Below are 18,330 nucleotides of genomic sequence, written 5' to 3' on the forward strand. Positions count from 1 at the left end.
AATAAAACAAATATCTGGCTGCCTCGTGAGTTAAAGTCAGAACGGCAGGGATAGACAGATGTCTAGTAAGGTGTTTTCGCCTTGACACTATTTGTGTATTATCATAAATTATAAATAACATTCATTATGACCATCGGGTAACATTTTTATTTCTGCCGATACGGTTCGACCATCCATTGGTTTTCCATAAAAAAGGACACCAGCCAGTGTCCGATCCAGATTTCGAAAAGATCATTTACGGGTTAAAATCAGTTTGGCATTACTTCTTTTATACCGGTGTGATTCGTTTTATCAAGTGGTTGTTATGACGAAAGTCATATGAATTCGAAAAACATCTTCATGCTCATGGTGCAGAAAAATTTTGAAGTGTGATACCAGGTTTGAACAGGATAAAGGAGGCATTATGAAAACAGTCAGCCGTTCTATCCAGCAGATTATCGAGGAACAGGTTCAAAAATGGCAGGCCATGGTTGCTCAACAGAAAAAGAAAGAGGTGTATTACCCCGTCATCACTCTGTCCAGGGAGCCCGGCAGCGGGGGACGGTTGATTGCCAGAGGGCTTGCTGAAAAACTGGGTCTGGATCTGTTTGATCAGGAAGTGGTTCACGAGATGGCAAAAAGTGCCAATATCAGTACCCGATTAGTGGAAACGCTTGATGAAAAAGGGGTGTCAACCTTGCACGAGTGGGTGTCAGCACTTGTGGATTCGAGACATTTATGGCCGGATCAGTATATGCAGCATCTGATGAAAGTGGTCGGAATCATCGGTGAGCACGGTCGGGCCGTCATCGTTGGAAGGGGCGCAAATTTTATTATCCCGAAAGATATGAAGCTGAGTATCAGAATCGAAGCGGCGCTGGATGTCAGGGTGAAAAATATCGCCAACGAGTTCGGTGTTCCTGAAGAAGAGGCGAGGCGAAGGGCCATTCGCACGGAATCAGACCGGAAAGCGTTTGTCCGGAAGTATTTTAATGCCGATATCGCCGACCCGATGAACTATGATATGGTCATTAATACCGGAAAGTTCAGCATCCCGGAAGCCATTGATATGATCGCCTCGCTTTATCCGAAGCTGTAACCGGATGATTTGGGACCCGTCGGCATCTTAGGCCGTGAGCCATGATGTCGACGGTTTGTATTCCTGAATGGTTTTTTAAGATCCTTATATCCGGATATGCAGCGCATCCGAAATAAAATGAATATCGAACCGGATGGCCGTTCGCGTCAGGGGTTCACACAGATGTGGCGGATTATCCGGGTTAAATCCCCGGGGCCGGAGTTCCCTGCATATCAGGCTGTGGAACCGGGCTTCAAACTGCCTTGCATAGTCCCGGCATAACGCGATGATCTGCTGATCCGGGATCTGCTTTGCCCTGCCGATGATGCCGATAAACATCAAGGCCCCTTCCACCAGACCGCATTGAGCGCCATATTGCCCGGCGCCGTGCATCCCGGTTGCCGCATCTTTGACCTGGCGGTTCAAAGATATCATAAATATCTCCGAGAGAATTTTCAGCGTCGTTGAGGCGCAGTTCATATCCATGTTCCAATAATAATCATGAACCCTGTCGTTGATCATTGTTTCCAGTTCGGGCATCGGGAGCCTTTCGGGGGCAGTCGTGAGTCGTGAGTCGTGAGTCGTGAGTCGAGAGTCGTGAGTCGAGGGCCAAAAATCATGATTCACGCTTGCGGCCACACGACTCTCGACTGCGGACTCTCGACTCACGACTCTTATTTTTATAGCATTTCGTTTCGATATTTTGTATGTTTACCTTTTCCGAATCAATTATCACAGGAAGATATCGGGTCTCAACTTTTTTTATCATGGAATTATCTGGTGATGGAAACATACGGCACGACCCTCAGGCCTATTTGGCTGGCGCAGGATTTGACGATTGTCAAGGTGATTGATCAAAGAGGGCTTCCGCACGCATGTGAGGTTGTGGACCTTGTCTCTGTCGATGATGTGATTGTCGCAATCAAGTCCATGGTGGTCAGAGGTGCGCCCCTGATCGGTGTGACCGGTGCATATGGGTTGTATCTGGCTGCGGTGAATTCCAGCGGAAAAGATATCTCGGAAGGTTACCTGATCAATGAGGCCGCCCGTTTAAAAACGGCCAGACCGACCGCGGTGAATCTGGCCTGGGCCGTTGATCAGGTTCTGGCGGAGGTGCTAGCGGCGGATATTGCATCGGACAGGGTTCAGGTCGCCCGTGCCGCGGTTGAGAAGATCGTTGAAACTGAAATTGACAATTGCAGAAATATCGGAATATATGGGGTGGCACTGATTGATGAGATCAGTCGGGCAAAAGCCGGAAGACCGGTTAATATTCTTACGCATTGCAATGCGGGATGGCTTGCCTGTGTGGAATACGGAACAGCGACGGCGCCGATATATATGGCGCATGAACAGGGCATCGATGTCCATGTCTGGGTGGATGAAACGCGGCCGCTTAACCAGGGAGCCCGGCTGACTGCATGGGAACTTGGGAGGCAGGGCATCAATCATACCGTCATTACGGATAATGCCGGCGGACACCTCATGCAGCATGGCATGGTGGATATGGTGATTGTCGGCGCTGACCGGACAACCCGAACGGGGGACGTGGCCAATAAAATCGGGACCTATCTCAAGGCGCTTGCTGCCCGGGACAATCATGTTCCCTTTTATGTGGCTCTTCCGTCCAGTACCTTTGACTGGCAGTTGACGGATGGGATCGGGCAGATTCCCATTGAGGCGCGTGACCCGGATGAGGTTCGATATGTTTATGGTGTGGATCGGGGAAAACCGACACAGGTGCTGATTGCTCCGCCCCGGAGCCCGGCGGCGAATTTTGCCTTTGATGTAACCCCGGCCCGGCTGGTTACCGGTTTTATCACCGAGCGGGGCATCTGTCAGGCCACCGAAGAGGATATCAGACGGCTTTTCCCCGAACGCTTATCTCATAACCCTTAACCTGTATCGTATAGCGGTGTCCGTCATGCTGACTGAACTTGAAAAAAAGATCATCCGTGTACTCCAGGACGATATTCCGATTATAGAACGTCCCTATCTGATAATGGCCGAGCAGCTGGGTATTTCCGAGGAGACGTTGCTGGACACGGTCAAAACCCTTTCTGACCGGGGGATTATCCGGCGCTTTGGCGCATCGCTGCGCCATCAGAGGTCAGGCTTTACCGCCAACGTGATGGTGGCCTGGAAGGTGGAGGAAACGCGTGTGGAAGAGGTGGGACAGATCATGGCCTCGTTTCAAGAGGTCTCGCACTGCTACCGCCGCGATCCCTCAGACCGCTGGCCCTATAACCTGTATACCATGGTTCACGGCAGGGATGAAGCCAGCTGTCGTGAAATTGTTCAACGCCTGAAAGAAAAGGCCTCTGTTGATACCTGCAGCCTGCTGTTCAGCCGCAGAGAATTAAAAAAAGTATCCATGCAGTATTTTTCAGACGAAACAGAAGGCTGATTTTTTCCTGTGAAATACGATGTGCCACATATTCTTCTGGTAAATCCCTGGATTCATGATTTTGCCGCATATGATTTCTGGGCAAAGCCCATGGGGCTTCTTACGCTGGCATCGATTCTGGAGCGTCACGGGCTTGTTGTTCATTACATCGATTGTCTGGACCGCTTTCACCCACGGGCGCCCAAAACCGATCCCTCTGCCCGGTACGGCAGGGGCCCGTATCTGAAAACACCGCTTCCAAAGCCCCGGGGGCTTGAAGATGTCGATCGCAATTTTTCCCGATATGGTATCCGGCCCGAATGGTTCAGGCAGGATCTGAAGTCCCTCCCGGCGCCGGATGTGATCATGGTGACATCGATTATGACCTACTGGTATCCGGGGGTACAGGAAACCATTGGTATGATCCGGGAACAGTTTCCGGACGTACCGGTAATCCTGGGCGGTGTGTATGCAACCCTCTGCCGGGATCATGCCACAATCCACTCCGGTGCAGATATCATCGTATCGGGTCCTGCAGACGGGATCATTCTGGATCGGATCGCTGATGTGACCGGCGTGTCCGTCCCGCTGAAATTTGATCCGGAAAATCTCGACACCTATCCCTGGCCGGCCTTTTATCTGCAAAACTCCATTAATTATGTGCCGGTTCTGACTTCCAGAGGCTGCCCGTACAACTGCGCGTATTGCGCATCCCGCATTCTCGATCCTGAATTCATGAGGCGGGAGCCGGGGTTGGTTGTCGAAGAGCTCCTCTACTGGCACAAGCGGTATGGAATCGAAGATTTCGTTTTTTATGACGATGCGCTGCTCGTGGATTCCGACCGTCATGCGCGGCCGCTGTTTGAAGAGATTATCCGACTGGGACTTCCTCTGCGGTTTCATACGCCGAACGCGGTTCATATCCGGGAAATAACAAAAGATCTGGCACGGTTGATGGCTGACGCGGGGTTTATAACCCTTCGTCTGGGGCTGGAAACCGCCGGTTTTGATCAGCGCTCGCAGCTGGATGCAAAAGTGACCGAAACTGAATTCAAACAGGCCGTGTCATATCTGAGAGCCGCCGGTTTTACAAGCGATCAGGTCGGGGCCTATCTGCTTGTGGGGCTTCCCGGTCAATGCATCCAGTCGGTTGAAGCGTCCGTACAGGTAGTCAAGCAAAGCGGCATCACGCCAATTCTGGCCCATTATACCCCCATCCCCGGTACCCGTCTCTGGGACCGTGCGGTGTCATCCTCGCGATACGATCTTCAATCCGATCCCCTGTTTACCAATAATGCCATATCCCCCTGTCAGGATGAACGCTTTTCCTGGCGCGTGATGTCTCACCTGAAAGCACTGACTGCCGTTTCAGCAAGATCCTGATGGTCAACAACTGTGCCAAAATGTCGTGATTGTGTGTGTATACGATATGTTATCGATGATGAACGAAGTGTCAGGAAGGGCAAACGGAATATATTGCAAAACGCCGGAATACACGATGGATCGAGGAAGGAAATACGAAGATAATTTCTCACTGTTACCCATATCACCTGTTTCAATCATAAATCGTTATATTCCGGCGTTGTTCATGCCGCAGATCGCCATTGATCCGCCTCTTCCCTCAAGCGAATCGCCCCTCAAGGCCCGAAGGGCCGGTCCTCAAACGCAGTGCTCCTAAAGCGAAGCGCTCCTGCAGCCACGAAGTGGCGCTCTCCTTTTATATATCGTAATAAAGGAAAAATTCATGCGGATGCGGACGCAGTTTGACTGGATTGACTTCATTTGTTGTTTTATACTCGATCCACTTATCGATTAAATCCTGAGTAAATACATCCCCTTTTAATAAAAAGTCATGATCCGCCTTCAGGGCAGCGAGCGCTTCTTCCAGAGAGCCCGGTGCGGAGGCAATCTCCGCCAGTTCTTCCGGTGGAAGATCGTAAATGTTTTTATCCAGTGGCTCGCCCGGATCGATCTTGTTTTCAATCCCGTCCAGAACGGCCATCAGTATGGCGGAAAATGCCAGATATCCGTTACACGACGGGTCCGGTGTCCGGAATTCGAGTCGTTTTGCCTTGGGCGAAGACGAGTACATGGGGATTCGAATCGAGGCGCTACGGTTCCGGCTCGAGTATGCCAGGTTGACCGGGGCTTCGAATCCGGGTACCAGACGTTTGTAAGAGTTGGTCGTCGGGTTGGTGAACGCGCACAGTGCGCCGCAGTGTTTGAGAATGCCGCCGATGCCGTAAAGCGCCATCTGCGAGACGCCGGCATACTTGTCGCCGGCAAACAGCGGTTTTCCGTCTTTCCAGATGCTGATATGCGTATGCATGCCGGTGCCATTGTCTTCAAACAGCGGCTTGGGCATGAATGTGACGGTTTTCCCATGGGCATAGGCGACGTTTTTCAATACATATTTGAACCACATGAGCTGGTCGCCCATCTGAAGCAGGGGCTTGAACCGCATATCGATCTCGGACTGTCCGGCTGTGGCCACCTCATGGTGCTGGCATTCGACATCGATTCCCACTTGTTGGAGCGTCAGCACCATCTCGGTCCGAAGGTCCTGAAACTTGTCCGTGGGCGGTACCGGAAAATATGCTTCCTTGTGGCGGGGTTTATACCCCAGGTTGGGGCCTTCATCCCGGCCGGAATTCCAGATGCCCTCGATGGAATCGACTTTATAAAACGAACCGTTTCGGCCCGACTCGAACCGGATATCATCGAAGATGAAAAATTCGGCTTCCGGTCCGATAAAGGCGGTATCTCCGATACCGGTGGTCTTCAGGTAGGCCTCGGCTTTTCTGGCAATATATCGGGGATCGCGTGAATACGATTCACGGGTCGTCGGATCTTCGATGTTGCCGATCAGAACGAGGGTCGGAACTTTAAAGAACGGGTCTATTTGTGCGGTTGCCGGGTCCGGTATCACCAGCATGTCGCTGGCGTTAATCGGCTGCCAGCCGCGGATGCTTGAGCCGTCAAATCCGAATCCGTCTTCAAAGCTGGTTTCGTCCAGTTCGCTCAAAGGAACCGTAAAATGCTGCCATATTCCCGGAAAATCAAGAAAACGAATGTCAACGACTTTAACGTTGTTTTCCTGCGCCATGTTGAGTACCTGTTTGGGTGTCATTGGTTTATCTCCTTATGATGATGATAATAAACGTTCTTTTATTACAGAGCGTCTGCCCCTTTTTCCCCGGTTCGTATCCGAATGGAATCTTCAACCGGCAGGATAAAAATTTTTCCGTCTCCTACTTTTCCGGTGTACGCCACCCGGCAGATTTCTTTTACGACCTGGGAAACCCGGTCCGATGCCAAAAAAATTTCAATTTTAACTTTAGGAATAAAATCGACAATATACTCCGCGCCACGGTAAATTTCCTTGTGCCCCTTCTGGCGCCCATACCCTTTAACCTCGGAGACGGTCATCCCCTGGATTCCGATTTCATTCAGGATGTCTTTAACCGCATCCAGTTTGAACGGTTTTATGATGGCCTCAATTTTTTTTATCATGATCAGATCCTTCTGATTTTTTATTCCGATTAGAGTGAAAAGCCGACTTCACTGTGCTGTGACAGATCCAGTCCCTGAACTTCATCCTCATCGGTGATTCTGAGCCCGACGGTAAGATCGATTCCCTTTAAAATGATGGCGGTGACGACAGCCGAAAACAGAATCGTCGCCAGTGCTCCGATAAATTGAAAACCAAGAAGTTTGGGATTGCCGAAAAAAAGACCGTTTGCACCGCCTGGATTCATGGCTGCCGAGGCAAACAATCCGGTTGCCAGTGCCCCCCACAAACCACCGATACCATGCACAGCCACAACATCCAGCGCATCGTCGTAGTTGAATCGGTTTTTCAGGCTTATCGCCAGGTAACAGATGACGCCGGCCAGCAGTCCGATGATGACCGAGGAAACCGGGCCGACAAATCCGGCCGGCGGGGTAATGGCCACCAGACCGGCTACGGCTCCGGATGCAGCGCCGAGAGTGGTTGGCTTTCCGTGTAATATCCATTCGGATATGATCCATGAAACGGCTGCGGAACCGGCTGCCAGCTGGGTGTTCATAAATGCCAGGGAAGCGGTCTCGCCTGCGGAAAGCGCGCTGCCGGCATTGAATCCGAACCAGCCAAACCACAGTATCCCTGCTCCCAGAACTGTCAGGGACAGATTGTGCGGCATGAAAGGTTCTTTTCTCCAGCCCTTTCGTTTGCCGATCATCAATGCGCACACCAGCGCAGCGGTTCCCGAATTGATGTGGATGACGGTTCCGCCGGCAAAATCCAGAGCGCCCATTTTTCCGATCCAGCCGCCGCCCCAGACCCAATGGCATACCGGAAGATACACCAATGTAGTCCAGAGAACCGTAAACAGCAAAAAGGCTGAAAATTTCATGCGTTCTGCAAATGCACCGGTAATCAGCGCCGGGGTAATGATGGCGAACATCAGTTGAAAACAGCAGAAAAGCAGGTGCGGGATGCTGTCTGCGTATGGGCCCGGAGACAATGAGACGCCGTTCAGAAAGGCCCAGTCCAGGTTGCCGATGAAACTGCCGATATCCGGACCAAACGCCATCGAATAGCCGTAACAAATCCATATGATGGATACGATGCCCAGACAGATAAAACTTTGAACGAGCGTGGACAGTATATTTTTATGGCGGACCATGCCGCCGTAAAATAATGCAAGCCCCGGTGTCATGAACATCACGAGCGCTGAGGATATCAACATAAAGGATGTGTCTCCGGCATTTATCATGAATTGACCTCCTGCTTGTCTTCGCATTTTAGTTATATACACAACCGGGGAAAGATTCACCCGGAATGGAGTTTCTAAATTAGAAAGCAAATCATGTGCCATTTTTTAAAAAATTTTAAATATCAATAAAAATCGAATGGTTAGAAACATAATGATGGTTTAGCTACAGAATGCTGATCTACAATTGTGTTTGAACGGATGAGTGAATATACAAAAATGTGGAAAATTGTTTCCGGCAATCTCGAGGAAAGCTATCGTCGCGCGCAGTGAAACAATATGGGGTCGCGCCGAATGACAACACGTTAAATTATATAAATTAAACGTCTTTATTGTCAATATCGTTCAATTTGCGGTTCAGTAAGCGGATAAAAAAGGAGAGACGGCAAATAGTGAAATGATTGTGGTGTTTTTTTGATTGATCGTGAAGGTGATTTCAGAATCGCACGGCTGGCCGGGGTCTTGCGCATCTGTCAGGTATAATACGGATTGGTATGAAATTAGCAGACTGTACCCGGCATAAATGTAAATAATCTGCTAAAAAATACATAAATGTAGGCATTTATTGGGCCGTAAAGATTAGAAAATATAAAATATACGACTAAATAATCTATTATAACAGTGGGTTATTTTTTTTTTTTGATGCTGCGCCACGGGTGTGGCACAGCATTTGCTCATTGATTCGTTCTAAACGATCCCGGGAATGAATAATACGACAGTTAAATAAAAAAAAGGGAGAAAGATGCCATGAAAAAAATCGAAGCCATCTTAAAGCCGTTCAAGCTGGACGAAGTCAAGGATGCGCTTAACAAAATCGGGGTAACAGGAATGACCATCAGTGAGGTCAAGGGGTTTGGCAGGCAGAAGGGACATAAAGAGACATACCGGGGGGCGGAGTATCAGGTGGATTTTGTGCCGAAGATCAAGATCGAAGTGGTGGTCGAGGCAACGCTGGTTTCCAGAGTGGTCTCGGCAATCATAGAACATGCTGCCACCGGTAAAATCGGGGACGGTAAGATTTTTGTGTTGCCGATAGAAGAAGCCGTTCGAATCAGAACCGGCGAAACGGGCAATGAAGCCATATGAACTGCCATAAACAATCAGCAGAACTTTGCAATAGGAAGTCAACTGTTGGCGTAAATACGAAAATGTCATTTTCAGGAGGAAATGAATATATGAAAACGATCGCTTATCTGTTTATTTTTATGATGCTGCCCATCAGCGGTCTGTGGGCCGGGGATGCTCCGGCCACACCAGAATCCAATAAAATCGCCATAGATCTTGTTCAGACCCATGCCGACTATGTGTGGACCCTGATTGCGGCGGCCCTTGTATTTTTCATGCAGGCCGGATTCGCCATGGTGGAAGCCGGATTCACCCGGGCAAAAAATGCGATCAACATTATGATGAAAAACCTGATGGATTTTTCAATGGGTTCGATCGCGTACTGGGCAATCGGGTTCGGCTTGATGTTCGGGGTATCCAAAACCGGATGGATCGGTACAAGCGGGTTTTTCCTGAGTGATTTTACTCCCGGGGGTGATCCGTGGGTGCTTGCCTTCTGGATGTTTCAGGTTGTGTTTGCAGCAACTGCCGCCACAATCGTCTCCGGCGCTATGGCGGAACGAACCAAGTTTTCAGCCTATCTGATTTACAGTGTTCTCGTCAGCGCATTGATCTATCCGATATTTGGCGGCTGGGCCTGGGGGAGCCTGTTTCACGGCGGTGGATGGCTTGAAAAGCTCGGATTCATCGATTTTGCAGGCTCCACGGTGGTTCATTCCGTGGGGGGATGGGCCGCGCTGGCCGGTGCGATCGTGCTGGGGCCGCGGATCGGCAAATACGGCAAGGATGGCAGGGTCAAGCCGATTCTGGGTCATAATATGCCGCTGGCCGCTCTCGGGGTATTTATCCTGTGGCTGGGATGGTTCGGATTTAACCCGGGTTCGACCACCGCGGCCAATAAAGATATCGCCATGATTTTTGTCAATACGAATCTGGCTGCTGCCGCAGGCTGTATTCTGGCAATGATAACCTCATGGATTAAATTCGGCAAGCCTGAACTGGGGATGAGTCTTAATGGCGCGTTAGCCGGACTTGTCGCCATTACCAGCCCGTGCGCCTCGGTATCTCCGACCAGTGCCATCATCATCGGCGCGATTGCGGGTATCCTGGTGGTCCTTTCGGTACTGTTCTTTGATAAAATCCGGATTGACGATCCGGTCGGTGCGATCTCTGTTCACGGTGTAAACGGGGCCTGGGGAACGCTGGCAGCAGGCATTTTTAATATGGGGGGAACATCAGCAAAAATAATCGGGGTTCAGGTGCTGGGAATTGGTACCTGTTTCATATGGACGTTTTTCACGGCCTTTATTCTGTTCAAAATTCTCGATGCAACATGCGGGTTGAGGGTTACCCCTGAGGAAGAAATAGAAGGCCTTGATGTCAAAGAGCACGGGGGAGACGCGTATCCGGATTTTGAAGTGTCTTCCTATGCACAGAATTAAACGGTAATTCGCGGAGCCTGCCCATGCTTTCAAGTGTGTATGCAACCGGCAGGCCGATTCGGGGCTGCCTGATGAAACAGCGGTGTTTCTTCGGGTAGCCCTTACATCTTCTACGTAAATGTAGGACATTAAGGATAAGTTACAAAAATGTAGCATGTCTCGCCTCGGTTTCCCCCGGCGCTTTTCTTATCCCTTAATGAAAACTCCCTGAAAATATAATAAATATGTCTATTCCGTGGTCTGTTGCTTTGCATGTGGTATATATATTGCATCTAATTTGATTACCCTTTTACGAGGCGAGAACTCTGGATTTTCAGGACAGCAGAAATGCGGAGGAGTGGCTATTCGGGAAACGGGGGCGATGTTTTTGGGCTTGAAATAAAATGAAAAAATTTCTAAAATGGGTTAAATTTTTGTTTTGAAAAAAAGGGGTTAACACAAGCACAATACCCTTCAGGAAAATCAAATTTATCGCATCCGTTTTGAACACGATGATCAGATCGCGCTCGATTTCATTCCCTTCTTTGCATTAAAAAATCCAGGCTTTGATCAGGAAAAGACGTTTTGGATGTTTTGGACGAAACATCTGAAACGTGAAGTGTAAGATAATATTAACGTGATGGCCAATGCCCGGAATTGGATTGTATTCAAGTGGTTCCGGCAGTATCAGGAGAAACTATATGTGCCGTTTATTTTCGATAACCAGCGAAGAGCCCTTGTCACCGATGATCGCTATTCAGGCGCTTGACGTCATGCGGGAGGGCCATGACGGGTCCGGTGTCGGACTGCTTCTGAGGGATCTTGGCGGACCCTTTGAGGATATGAAAAACTGCCCGATCCTGTCCGGAATTTTCAGCGAAAAGGGATTGAAAACTCTGGATAAATTTATGATGGATATCGGGTTCATGACCAAATACAAACTGTCCATAAAAGTGCCGAAAACGCCGCCGGACGGGGTCCCTAAACGAGATAAATACCTGGTTCGGGCCTATGAATATCCCGAGGCGTGGGATGGGTTGACCGAGGATGAGAAAGCCTCAAAACTTTTTGATATCCGGTTAACACTTCGCAAAATGGGCGAAAAAACCCAGGATATGATCGTGTTTTCGTTCTGGCCGGATGTGATCATGATCAAGGAAATCGGTGACCCCCTCAAAGTCGGCACTTATCTCGGATTGGACAGAAAGGAACTCAAAGCCCGGATTATCATGTCTCAGGGCCGGCAGAATACAAATTATGCCATTAATCTGTATGCCTGCCATCCGTTTTTTATTCAGGGGTTTTCCACCATGACCAATGGCGAAAATACGGCCTTTATCCCGGTCAGAGAGTTTCTGGAGTCCAGAGGCTTTTCGGGGTATGGCGGCTATCAGTCCGATTCGGAGGTTTTTACCCATATTCTTCATTATATGTATACACGGCTGGGGCTTGATATCGAGTCCTACAAACATATTATCACCCCGCTTCAGAATCATGAAATCGAAGGACACCCCGATGCGTTGCTGCTCAAAGAGCTGAAAAGATCATGCCGAAGGCTGATTATTGACGGTCCGAACTGTGTCATCGGGTCCTTGCCCGATTATTCGATGTTCATGGTCCAGGACCGCAAGAAGCTCAGACCCGGAGTGGTCGGCGGACGACCGGGACGTTACGCGTTTTCTTCAGAAATATGCGGTCTGGATTTTGCGATTCCGGATCGGGATAAATCAAGAGATTTTCAACCCATGCACCAGGATACGGTCATTGTGGGTCCGGATCGACAGGAGGTTAAGTTATGTTGTCAAATGCAATCATTACCCCATCCAGCTTAAGCATCAAGGACCTGCCCTGGCAGATCTCCTGGAATAAAGATAAATGTACGCTTTGTGGACGCTGTTGCGCCGTATGTCCGGTTCAGGCGATCGAGCTGGGAGCCTTCCGGAAACGGACGGTAACGACTTCGTTGGGTCTTCTGCAGACTCCAGCCAATGATTTCAGTCTGTATTTCGGTATTCGTCAGAAAACCGATCCGGCTTACAGCTGTGTCGGATGCGGCATGTGCACCCTGGTATGCCCGAATGACGCGATCATTCCGGCCAAAAGCGACGAAGCCGATAAGCTGCGTCTTCATATCGACCGGGGCGGGCAGCCCCGCCGCCGCGGAGGTCGCCGTAATAATTCGGAAAGCCTGCTGGACCAGATCAAGTTTATTCGGATTTCCATGTTGACAGATCCGGCCCTGGATGCCGGGCGTCATGAATTTGATATCCGAACGCTGCTGGGCCGGGTGCTGCCGCCTGAGGAAAATTTAAAATGTCTGAAGGAAAACGGATGGATACCCCCGGTCCGGGAAATTTATCCCCTGATAATCGGCGGCATGTCCTTTGGCGCCTTGTCTCCCAACATGTGGGAGGGGCTTCAGATGGGCGTTTCATACCTGAATGAAGAACTGGGCATGCCGGTACGAATTTCTACCGGGGAAGGGGGGTGCCCCCCCAGGCTGCTGCGGTCCCGGTTTTTGAAACATGTGATTTTACAGGTTGCCAGCGGGTATTTTGGCTGGGATGAAATCATTCATGCCATTCCGGAGATGAAAGAAGATCCGTGTGCTATTGAAATTAAATACGGGCAGGGAGCCAAGCCCGGTGATGGCGGACTCCTCATGTGGCATAAGGTCAACAGCCTCATTGCGGCCATACGGGGCGTGCCCGCAGGTATCAGCCTGCCGAGCCCCCCGACGCATCAGACCCAGTACTCTATTGAAGAGTCGGTTGCTAAAATGATTCAGTCCATGTCTATGGCCTGGGGATACCGGGTGCCGGTATATCCGAAGATATCGGCAACGTCCACGTCTCTGGCAGTACTCAATAACCTGACCCGAAATCCCTATGCCTCAGGATTGGGAATCGACGGGGAAGATGGAGGCACAGGAGCCGCATACAACGTTTCCATGAACCATATGGGGCATCCGATTGCCAGCAATATTCGGGACTGTTATCTGAATCTGGTAAAATTGGGTAAGCAGAATGAAATTCCGCTGATTGCCGGCGGGGGTATCGGAAAAAACGGCAACCTGGCCGCCAATGCCGCCGCACTGATCATGCTGGGAGCCAGCGGGGTTCAGATCGGCAAATATATCATGCAGGCTGCTGCCGGGTGTCTGGGTTCAGAGTCGGACCGGTGCAATATCTGTAATATCGGCCAGTGCCCCAAGGGGATAACCTCCCAGGATCCCCGGCTGTACAGGCGTCTGGATCCGGAATTGGTGGCCCAGCGGGTAGTGGATGTATTTTTGAGCTTTGATACTGAATTCAGGAAAATCATTGCGCCCCTTGGCCGATCGACATCGTTGCCTATCGGGATGTCCGATGCCCTCGGAATCAGTGATTTTAATGCGGCTCAGCGACTCGATATCAAGTACGTCGTGTGATTCTGGCTGAACTGAAATAAAAAGTCGCTGTGCCAGCCGATGCCAATTAAAAATCGGCAGCCATCGGGCTGCCCTCGACGGTTGCACCATCCGGAGAAACAGTGATAACTACTTGATAGTATATGAATTTTCATTTTTAAACCGACCACGAAGAGCATGAAAAACGGAATCCAAAGATTGATAGCCGTAAAAAGTCACAAAAAACGCAAAAAAATAAGCCGCGGATTTACGCGGATAGAAAAGATCAGCTCAAAAGAAGTTTTGGTTATTCTTCATAAAAGAAAGATCCGCGATGATCCGCGTAGATCCGCGGCAAAATATTTTAAAGAGGTATGAAAAAAATGAAAAGTTTCCAGAATCAAAATCAGTATTTTGCAATTTCAGGGAAAATAGACGGCAAAAGGCTTGAGTCGCGGGTCCTTGAAGAGATGGTTCAGAATGCGGTGGCCCGGGGATACCGATATATTAAAGTGGATGCTTTCGGTCAGCACGGAATCGGCGGGCGTCTGTGGAAGGTCGGAAGTGAAGCGGTTCATATCATGGTTGAGGGGCACAGCGGTCAGCGGCTGGGGTCCATGGGATTTTTCGGTACCCGGATCGATGTGATGGGGCCGGCTTCCGATGATGTCGGCTGGCTCAACGCCGGTGCCGACATTGTCGTTCATGGCAATGCGTCCAATGGCGTTGCAAATGCCATGGCACAGGGAACCGTATATATAGCCGGAAGTATCGGCGCCCGCGGCATGACCATGACCAAGCAAAATCCTCGCTTTGCCCCGCCGCAGTTGTGGGTTCTGGGCTCTGTCGGGGATTATTTCGGAGAGTTTATGGCCGGCGGCATTGCCGTGATCTGCGGGGTGGAGCCTCAAAATCCGGATAATATTCTGGGCTATCGGCCGCTGGTCGGTATGGTGGGGGGGAAGGTCTTTTTCCGTGGCCCGCACGGCGGTTTCAGTCAGTCGGATGCCAGGCAGGTTCCGGTTTCAGATGAGGACTGGGACTGGCTGATCAAACAACTGAACCCGTACCTGGAATGTATCGGGCGCAGTGAGCTGTTTGAAATGCTCTCCGACCGCCGTGAGTGGCAGCTGATCACCTGCCGTACACCTCAGGAAAAAAGCCTCATCGAACGCCGATCCATGGCGGCTTTCAGAAAAGACATCTGGGATAAGGAACTTGGGAAAGGCGGATTGATTGGAGATCTTACGAATCTGGACAGAAGCCCGATTCCGGTGATTACCAGCGGCGAGTTGAGACGGTTTGTTCCGGTCTGGGAAAATCGCCAGTATATGGCGCCATGTGAAGCCGGCTGCCCGGCCGGGATTCCGGTACAGCAGCGCTGGGCCTTGATACGGGAAGGTCGTCTGGATGAAGCCATCGATCTGGCGTTGTCCTATACGCCGTTTCCGGCAACGGTCTGCGGTTACCTGTGTCCCAATCTGTGCATGCAGAACTGTACACGGCAGACAGCGGCCATGCCGGCGATCGATGTGACCAAACTGGGACAGGCCAGTATCCGTGCCTCACTTCCCGAAATGCCGCCGCTATCTGGTAAAAAAGTTGCCGTGATCGGAGGCGGGCCTTCGGGTATTTCCGTGGCCTGGCAATTGCGCCAGTCAGGCGTTGAAGCCACTGTCTTTGATTTATCTCCTGAATTGGGCGGAAAGCTTTCGTCGGCAATTCCCTCCAGCCGTATTCCCGAAGAGGTGCTTTCTACCGAATTGAAGCGGATTCGGCAGGTGGTGCCGCATATTCATCTTCAGCAACGGTTGAACCGGGCGGATGTGGAGCGGCTCCGTGAGGACTACGATATTGTGGTATTTGCCGGAGGCGCCCAGAAACCCAGGACCCTGCCGGTGCCGGGAAAAGAGCGGATGATAACCGCACTGGAATTTCTGGTTGCTGCAAAAGCCGGTCAGGCCAACCCGGGTAAGCGAGTTGTGATCATCGGTGCCGGCAATGTGGGCTGTGATGTGGCCACTGAAGCCTATCGGTTTGGTGCCAGGGACATTACCCTCATCGATGTTCAGGAGCCCGCATCTTTTGGCAAGGAGCGCGATGAGGCGGTGGCCATCGGGGCAACGTTTAAGTGGCCCTGCTTTACCAGTGAGATTATTCCTGAAGGCGTCAGGCTGACCACCGGTGAGGTGCTGCCCGCCGATACCGTGATTGTCTCCATCGGCGATGCCCCGGATCTGGACTCTCTGCCCGAGAGTGTGGCGGTTGAGCGCGGGTTTGTCCGGGTCAATGAGTACGGCCGGACGTCGGATCCCAAAATTTTTGCCATCGGAGATATGGCCAAACCCGGTCTGTTGATCGATGCAATTGGCTCCGGCCGGAAAGCCGCGTCAGCCATCATCGATATGTTAAACGGGAAAAAACCGTCTTTTTCCGATCGGACGATGATCGACAAAAAACGGATTACCCTGGAATATTTCGATCCGAGAATTACCCGCTTCGATGATATGAACCAGTGCGGAGAGCAATGCTCGTCGTGCGGAACCTGCCGGGATTGCGGCCTGTGTGTTGAAATTTGTCCCCAGGCGGCGATCAGCCGGAACGAAACCGGGGACGGGGATTTTGAAATGCGGGTTGATGATCTTCTGTGCATCGGTTGCGGATTCTGTGCGTCAGCCTGTCCCTGCGGTATATGGGATTTGAAGGAAAACAGTCCGTTGGCGTAGGAATGTCACGGCACGCTGAATCGGTTTCCGGATTTTTTTCCGGTTTCATATTTTCTGTTGATGATTTTGAAAAATAGTTTATGTTAGGGCCGCTGTGACCGGTGAATATTCCATCCAACATTTTGGGCCATGCTAATTTTTAATGACAGGCGGATAAAATTATACGATGAAAGCATTGTTAGCATTGGAAGATGGCAGGACATTTGCCTGCCGAAGTTTTACCGGACCGGGCGAGACTTCCGGAGAGATAGTGTTCAATACCAGTATGACCGGCTATCAGGAGGTGCTGACCGACCCGTCCTATAAAGGTCAGATGGTGACCATGACCTGGCCGCTGATTGGCAGTTATGGCGTCAATCCGGAAGATGTTGAATCTGATAAAATCCAGGTGTCGGCATTGATCGTGAAAGAATACCAGAATTTTCCCAGCAATTACCGGTCCACAGATACGTTGGCCGATTATCTGAAAGCGCAGCGGATTCTTGGTGTCGATCAGCTCGATACCCGGGCGTTGACTCGTCATATCCGGACATGCGGCGCCATGCGGGCCGTGATATCCACAGAGGATCTCGATCCGTTGTCTCTGGTTCGGAAGGCAACGGTCGCTCCGTCTCTGGTCGGAATGGATCTCGTGAAAACGGTTACCATTTCATCGCCCTGTTTCTGGCGTCAGGGCGGATCGATTCCCTGTACCCTGGATGCGCTTTTATCGGGAAAGCGGATATGGAATTTCAAAGGAATCCAGCCATCGGTGGTCGCGTTTGATTTCGGTATCAAGTACAATATCCTGAGGCGTCTTGAACAGACCGGATGCGAGGTGCTTGTGGTCCCGGCATCCACGACGGCTGAAACGATTCGGCATCTGGCCCCCGACGGTATTTTTCTGTCCAACGGGCCGGGGGACCCCGAACCGGTTCAGTACGCGGTCGACACGATACGTGAGCTGCTGGGATATCGTCCGATGTTCGGTATCTGCCTGGGAATTCAGTTGCTCGGGCTTGCATTGGGGGCAAAGACATTTAAATTGAAATTCGGCCATCGGGGAGGCAACCAGCCCGTAAAAAATCTTCAGACCGGGCGTGTTGAAATCACCTCCCAGAATCACGGGTTTGCCGTGGATATCGACAGTATCCGGAAGCATGATGTCGATATCACCCACATCAATTTAAATGATCATACACTCGAAGGCTTCCGGCATCGGACCCTTCCGGTCTTTGCGGTTCAGTATCATCCCGAGGCGTCCCCCGGTCCCCATGATGCGGATTATCTGTTTGCGCAATTCGCAGATATGATGGCGATGTTCTGAACCGGGTCTGTCGAATACAAAACCCGGTATGCGATTCATACGAACTGAGGGTCCCGAAAAAAATAAATTCCACAGCCTTGCTTGTCTTTTCGTCCGTCTTCGGCGTTGCATCAAAGCGTACGTACAACAAGTATGCACGCTTTGATACGCCTTGAAGACGAACAGGTAAGCGAGTGTGCGAGACTCCGAAAATCCTGCGCAGTACTTGTGGGTTTTATTCCTTC

Annotated in this window: 14 protein-coding genes; 10 read left to right on the plus strand and 4 right to left on the minus strand. The window is 50.7% G+C overall.

All coding sequences use genetic code 11. The features are described from left to right. Nucleotides 1-403: 403 nt before the first annotated feature. Entirely contained in the window at nucleotides 404-1,078 is a 675-nt protein-coding gene (locus tag PHQ97_04085) for a cytidylate kinase-like family protein (protein ID MDD4391915.1), read from the plus strand. Nucleotides 1,079-1,162: 84 nt separating this feature from the next. On the opposite strand, the gene PHQ97_04090 is transcribed toward PHQ97_04085, so the two are convergent. Then, nucleotides 1,163-1,597, minus strand: coding sequence for a C-GCAxxG-C-C family protein (locus PHQ97_04090; GenBank protein MDD4391916.1), 435 nt, complete (start codon nucleotides 1,595-1,597; stop codon nucleotides 1,163-1,165). A 243-nt stretch (nucleotides 1,598-1,840) separates the two neighbouring features. Between PHQ97_04090 and mtnA the strand changes: the two genes are divergently transcribed. Genes mtnA through PHQ97_04105 form a run of 3 tightly spaced genes read left to right on the plus strand, consistent with a single transcriptional unit; the run spans nucleotide 1,841 to nucleotide 4,826 of the window. Further along, the gene (gene mtnA, locus PHQ97_04095; protein ID MDD4391917.1) at nucleotides 1,841-2,956 is read left to right on the plus strand and encodes an S-methyl-5-thioribose-1-phosphate isomerase; all 1,116 of its coding nucleotides are present in this window, start codon (nucleotides 1,841-1,843) and stop codon (nucleotides 2,954-2,956) included. Nucleotides 2,957-2,981: 25 nt separating this feature from the next. Continuing rightward, on the plus strand, nucleotides 2,982-3,464 hold the full coding sequence (locus PHQ97_04100) for an Lrp/AsnC family transcriptional regulator (protein MDD4391918.1): 483 nt from the start codon (nucleotides 2,982-2,984) through the stop codon (nucleotides 3,462-3,464). Between the two features lie 9 nt (nucleotides 3,465-3,473). Then, entirely contained in the window at nucleotides 3,474-4,826 is a 1,353-nt protein-coding gene (locus tag PHQ97_04105) for a radical SAM protein (GenBank protein MDD4391919.1), read from the plus strand. Between the two features lie 334 nt (nucleotides 4,827-5,160). Here the strand turns inward: PHQ97_04105 and glnA are convergent, their stop codons facing one another. The 3 genes from glnA to PHQ97_04120 are packed head-to-tail and all read right to left on the minus strand — an operon-like array spanning nucleotide 5,161 to nucleotide 8,203. Then, nucleotides 5,161-6,573, minus strand: a complete 1,413-nt coding sequence (glnA, locus tag PHQ97_04110) for a type I glutamate--ammonia ligase (GenBank protein ID MDD4391920.1) — start codon at nucleotides 6,571-6,573, stop codon at nucleotides 5,161-5,163. Between the two features lie 41 nt (nucleotides 6,574-6,614). Continuing rightward, nucleotides 6,615-6,953, minus strand: a complete 339-nt coding sequence (locus tag PHQ97_04115; protein MDD4391921.1) for a P-II family nitrogen regulator — start codon at nucleotides 6,951-6,953, stop codon at nucleotides 6,615-6,617. A 32-nt stretch (nucleotides 6,954-6,985) separates the two neighbouring features. Then, a complete protein-coding gene (locus PHQ97_04120; protein ID MDD4391922.1) occupies nucleotides 6,986-8,203 on the minus strand; it encodes an ammonium transporter in 1,218 nt (405 codons plus the stop codon). 744 nt (nucleotides 8,204-8,947) lie between these two features. Here PHQ97_04120 and PHQ97_04125 point away from each other — a divergent pair. From PHQ97_04125 to carA, 6 genes are all read left to right on the plus strand, one after another. Continuing rightward, nucleotides 8,948-9,286, plus strand: coding sequence for a P-II family nitrogen regulator (locus PHQ97_04125; protein MDD4391923.1), 339 nt, complete (start codon nucleotides 8,948-8,950; stop codon nucleotides 9,284-9,286). A gap of 89 nt (nucleotides 9,287-9,375) precedes the next feature. Beyond that, nucleotides 9,376-10,707 (plus strand): ammonium transporter, encoded by a 1,332-nt coding sequence (locus PHQ97_04130; protein ID MDD4391924.1) that lies wholly within the window; start codon nucleotides 9,376-9,378, stop codon nucleotides 10,705-10,707. Nucleotides 10,708-11,387: 680 nt separating this feature from the next. Further along, complete coding sequence (locus PHQ97_04135) at nucleotides 11,388-12,518, plus strand: glutamate synthase (GenBank protein MDD4391925.1); 1,131 nt, start codon at nucleotides 11,388-11,390, stop codon at nucleotides 12,516-12,518. Next, a complete protein-coding gene (locus PHQ97_04140) occupies nucleotides 12,482-14,116 on the plus strand; it encodes a glutamate synthase-related protein (protein ID MDD4391926.1) in 1,635 nt (544 codons plus the stop codon). Before PHQ97_04135 ends, PHQ97_04140 begins: the two co-directional genes overlap by 37 nt. Before the next feature lie 332 nt (nucleotides 14,117-14,448). Next, complete coding sequence (locus PHQ97_04145; protein MDD4391927.1) at nucleotides 14,449-16,800, plus strand: FAD-dependent oxidoreductase; 2,352 nt, start codon at nucleotides 14,449-14,451, stop codon at nucleotides 16,798-16,800. Between the two features lie 166 nt (nucleotides 16,801-16,966). Continuing rightward, the gene (gene carA, locus PHQ97_04150) at nucleotides 16,967-18,106 is read left to right on the plus strand and encodes a glutamine-hydrolyzing carbamoyl-phosphate synthase small subunit (GenBank protein MDD4391928.1); all 1,140 of its coding nucleotides are present in this window, start codon (nucleotides 16,967-16,969) and stop codon (nucleotides 18,104-18,106) included. The last annotated feature ends 224 nt before the right edge of the window (nucleotides 18,107-18,330 follow it).

It is taken from the genome of Desulfobacterales bacterium (assembly GCA_028704555.1).
In the GTDB taxonomy this organism is placed as follows: Bacteria; Desulfobacterota; Desulfobacteria; order Desulfobacterales; family JAQWFD01; genus JAQWFD01.

Coding starts and splice junctions, on each gene's coding strand:
- PHQ97_04085 (MDD4391915.1), top strand. CDS start 404: ATGAAAACAGTCAGCCGTTCTATCCAGCAGATTATCGAGGAACAGGTT.
- PHQ97_04090 (MDD4391916.1), bottom strand. CDS start 1,597: ATGCCCGAACTGGAAACAATGATCAACGACAGGGTTCATGATTATTAT.
- mtnA (MDD4391917.1), top strand. CDS start 1,841: ATGGAAACATACGGCACGACCCTCAGGCCTATTTGGCTGGCGCAGGAT.
- PHQ97_04100 (MDD4391918.1), top strand. CDS start 2,982: ATGCTGACTGAACTTGAAAAAAAGATCATCCGTGTACTCCAGGACGAT.
- glnA (MDD4391920.1), bottom strand. CDS start 6,573: ATGACACCCAAACAGGTACTCAACATGGCGCAGGAAAACAACGTTAAA.
- PHQ97_04120 (MDD4391922.1), bottom strand. CDS start 8,203: ATGATAAATGCCGGAGACACATCCTTTATGTTGATATCCTCAGCGCTC.
- PHQ97_04125 (MDD4391923.1), top strand. CDS start 8,948: ATGAAAAAAATCGAAGCCATCTTAAAGCCGTTCAAGCTGGACGAAGTC.
- PHQ97_04130 (MDD4391924.1), top strand. CDS start 9,376: ATGAAAACGATCGCTTATCTGTTTATTTTTATGATGCTGCCCATCAGC.
- PHQ97_04135 (MDD4391925.1), top strand. CDS start 11,388: ATGTGCCGTTTATTTTCGATAACCAGCGAAGAGCCCTTGTCACCGATG.
- PHQ97_04140 (MDD4391926.1), top strand. CDS start 12,482: ATGTTGTCAAATGCAATCATTACCCCATCCAGCTTAAGCATCAAGGAC.
- PHQ97_04145 (MDD4391927.1), top strand. CDS start 14,449: ATGAAAAAAATGAAAAGTTTCCAGAATCAAAATCAGTATTTTGCAATT.
- carA (MDD4391928.1), top strand. CDS start 16,967: ATGAAAGCATTGTTAGCATTGGAAGATGGCAGGACATTTGCCTGCCGA.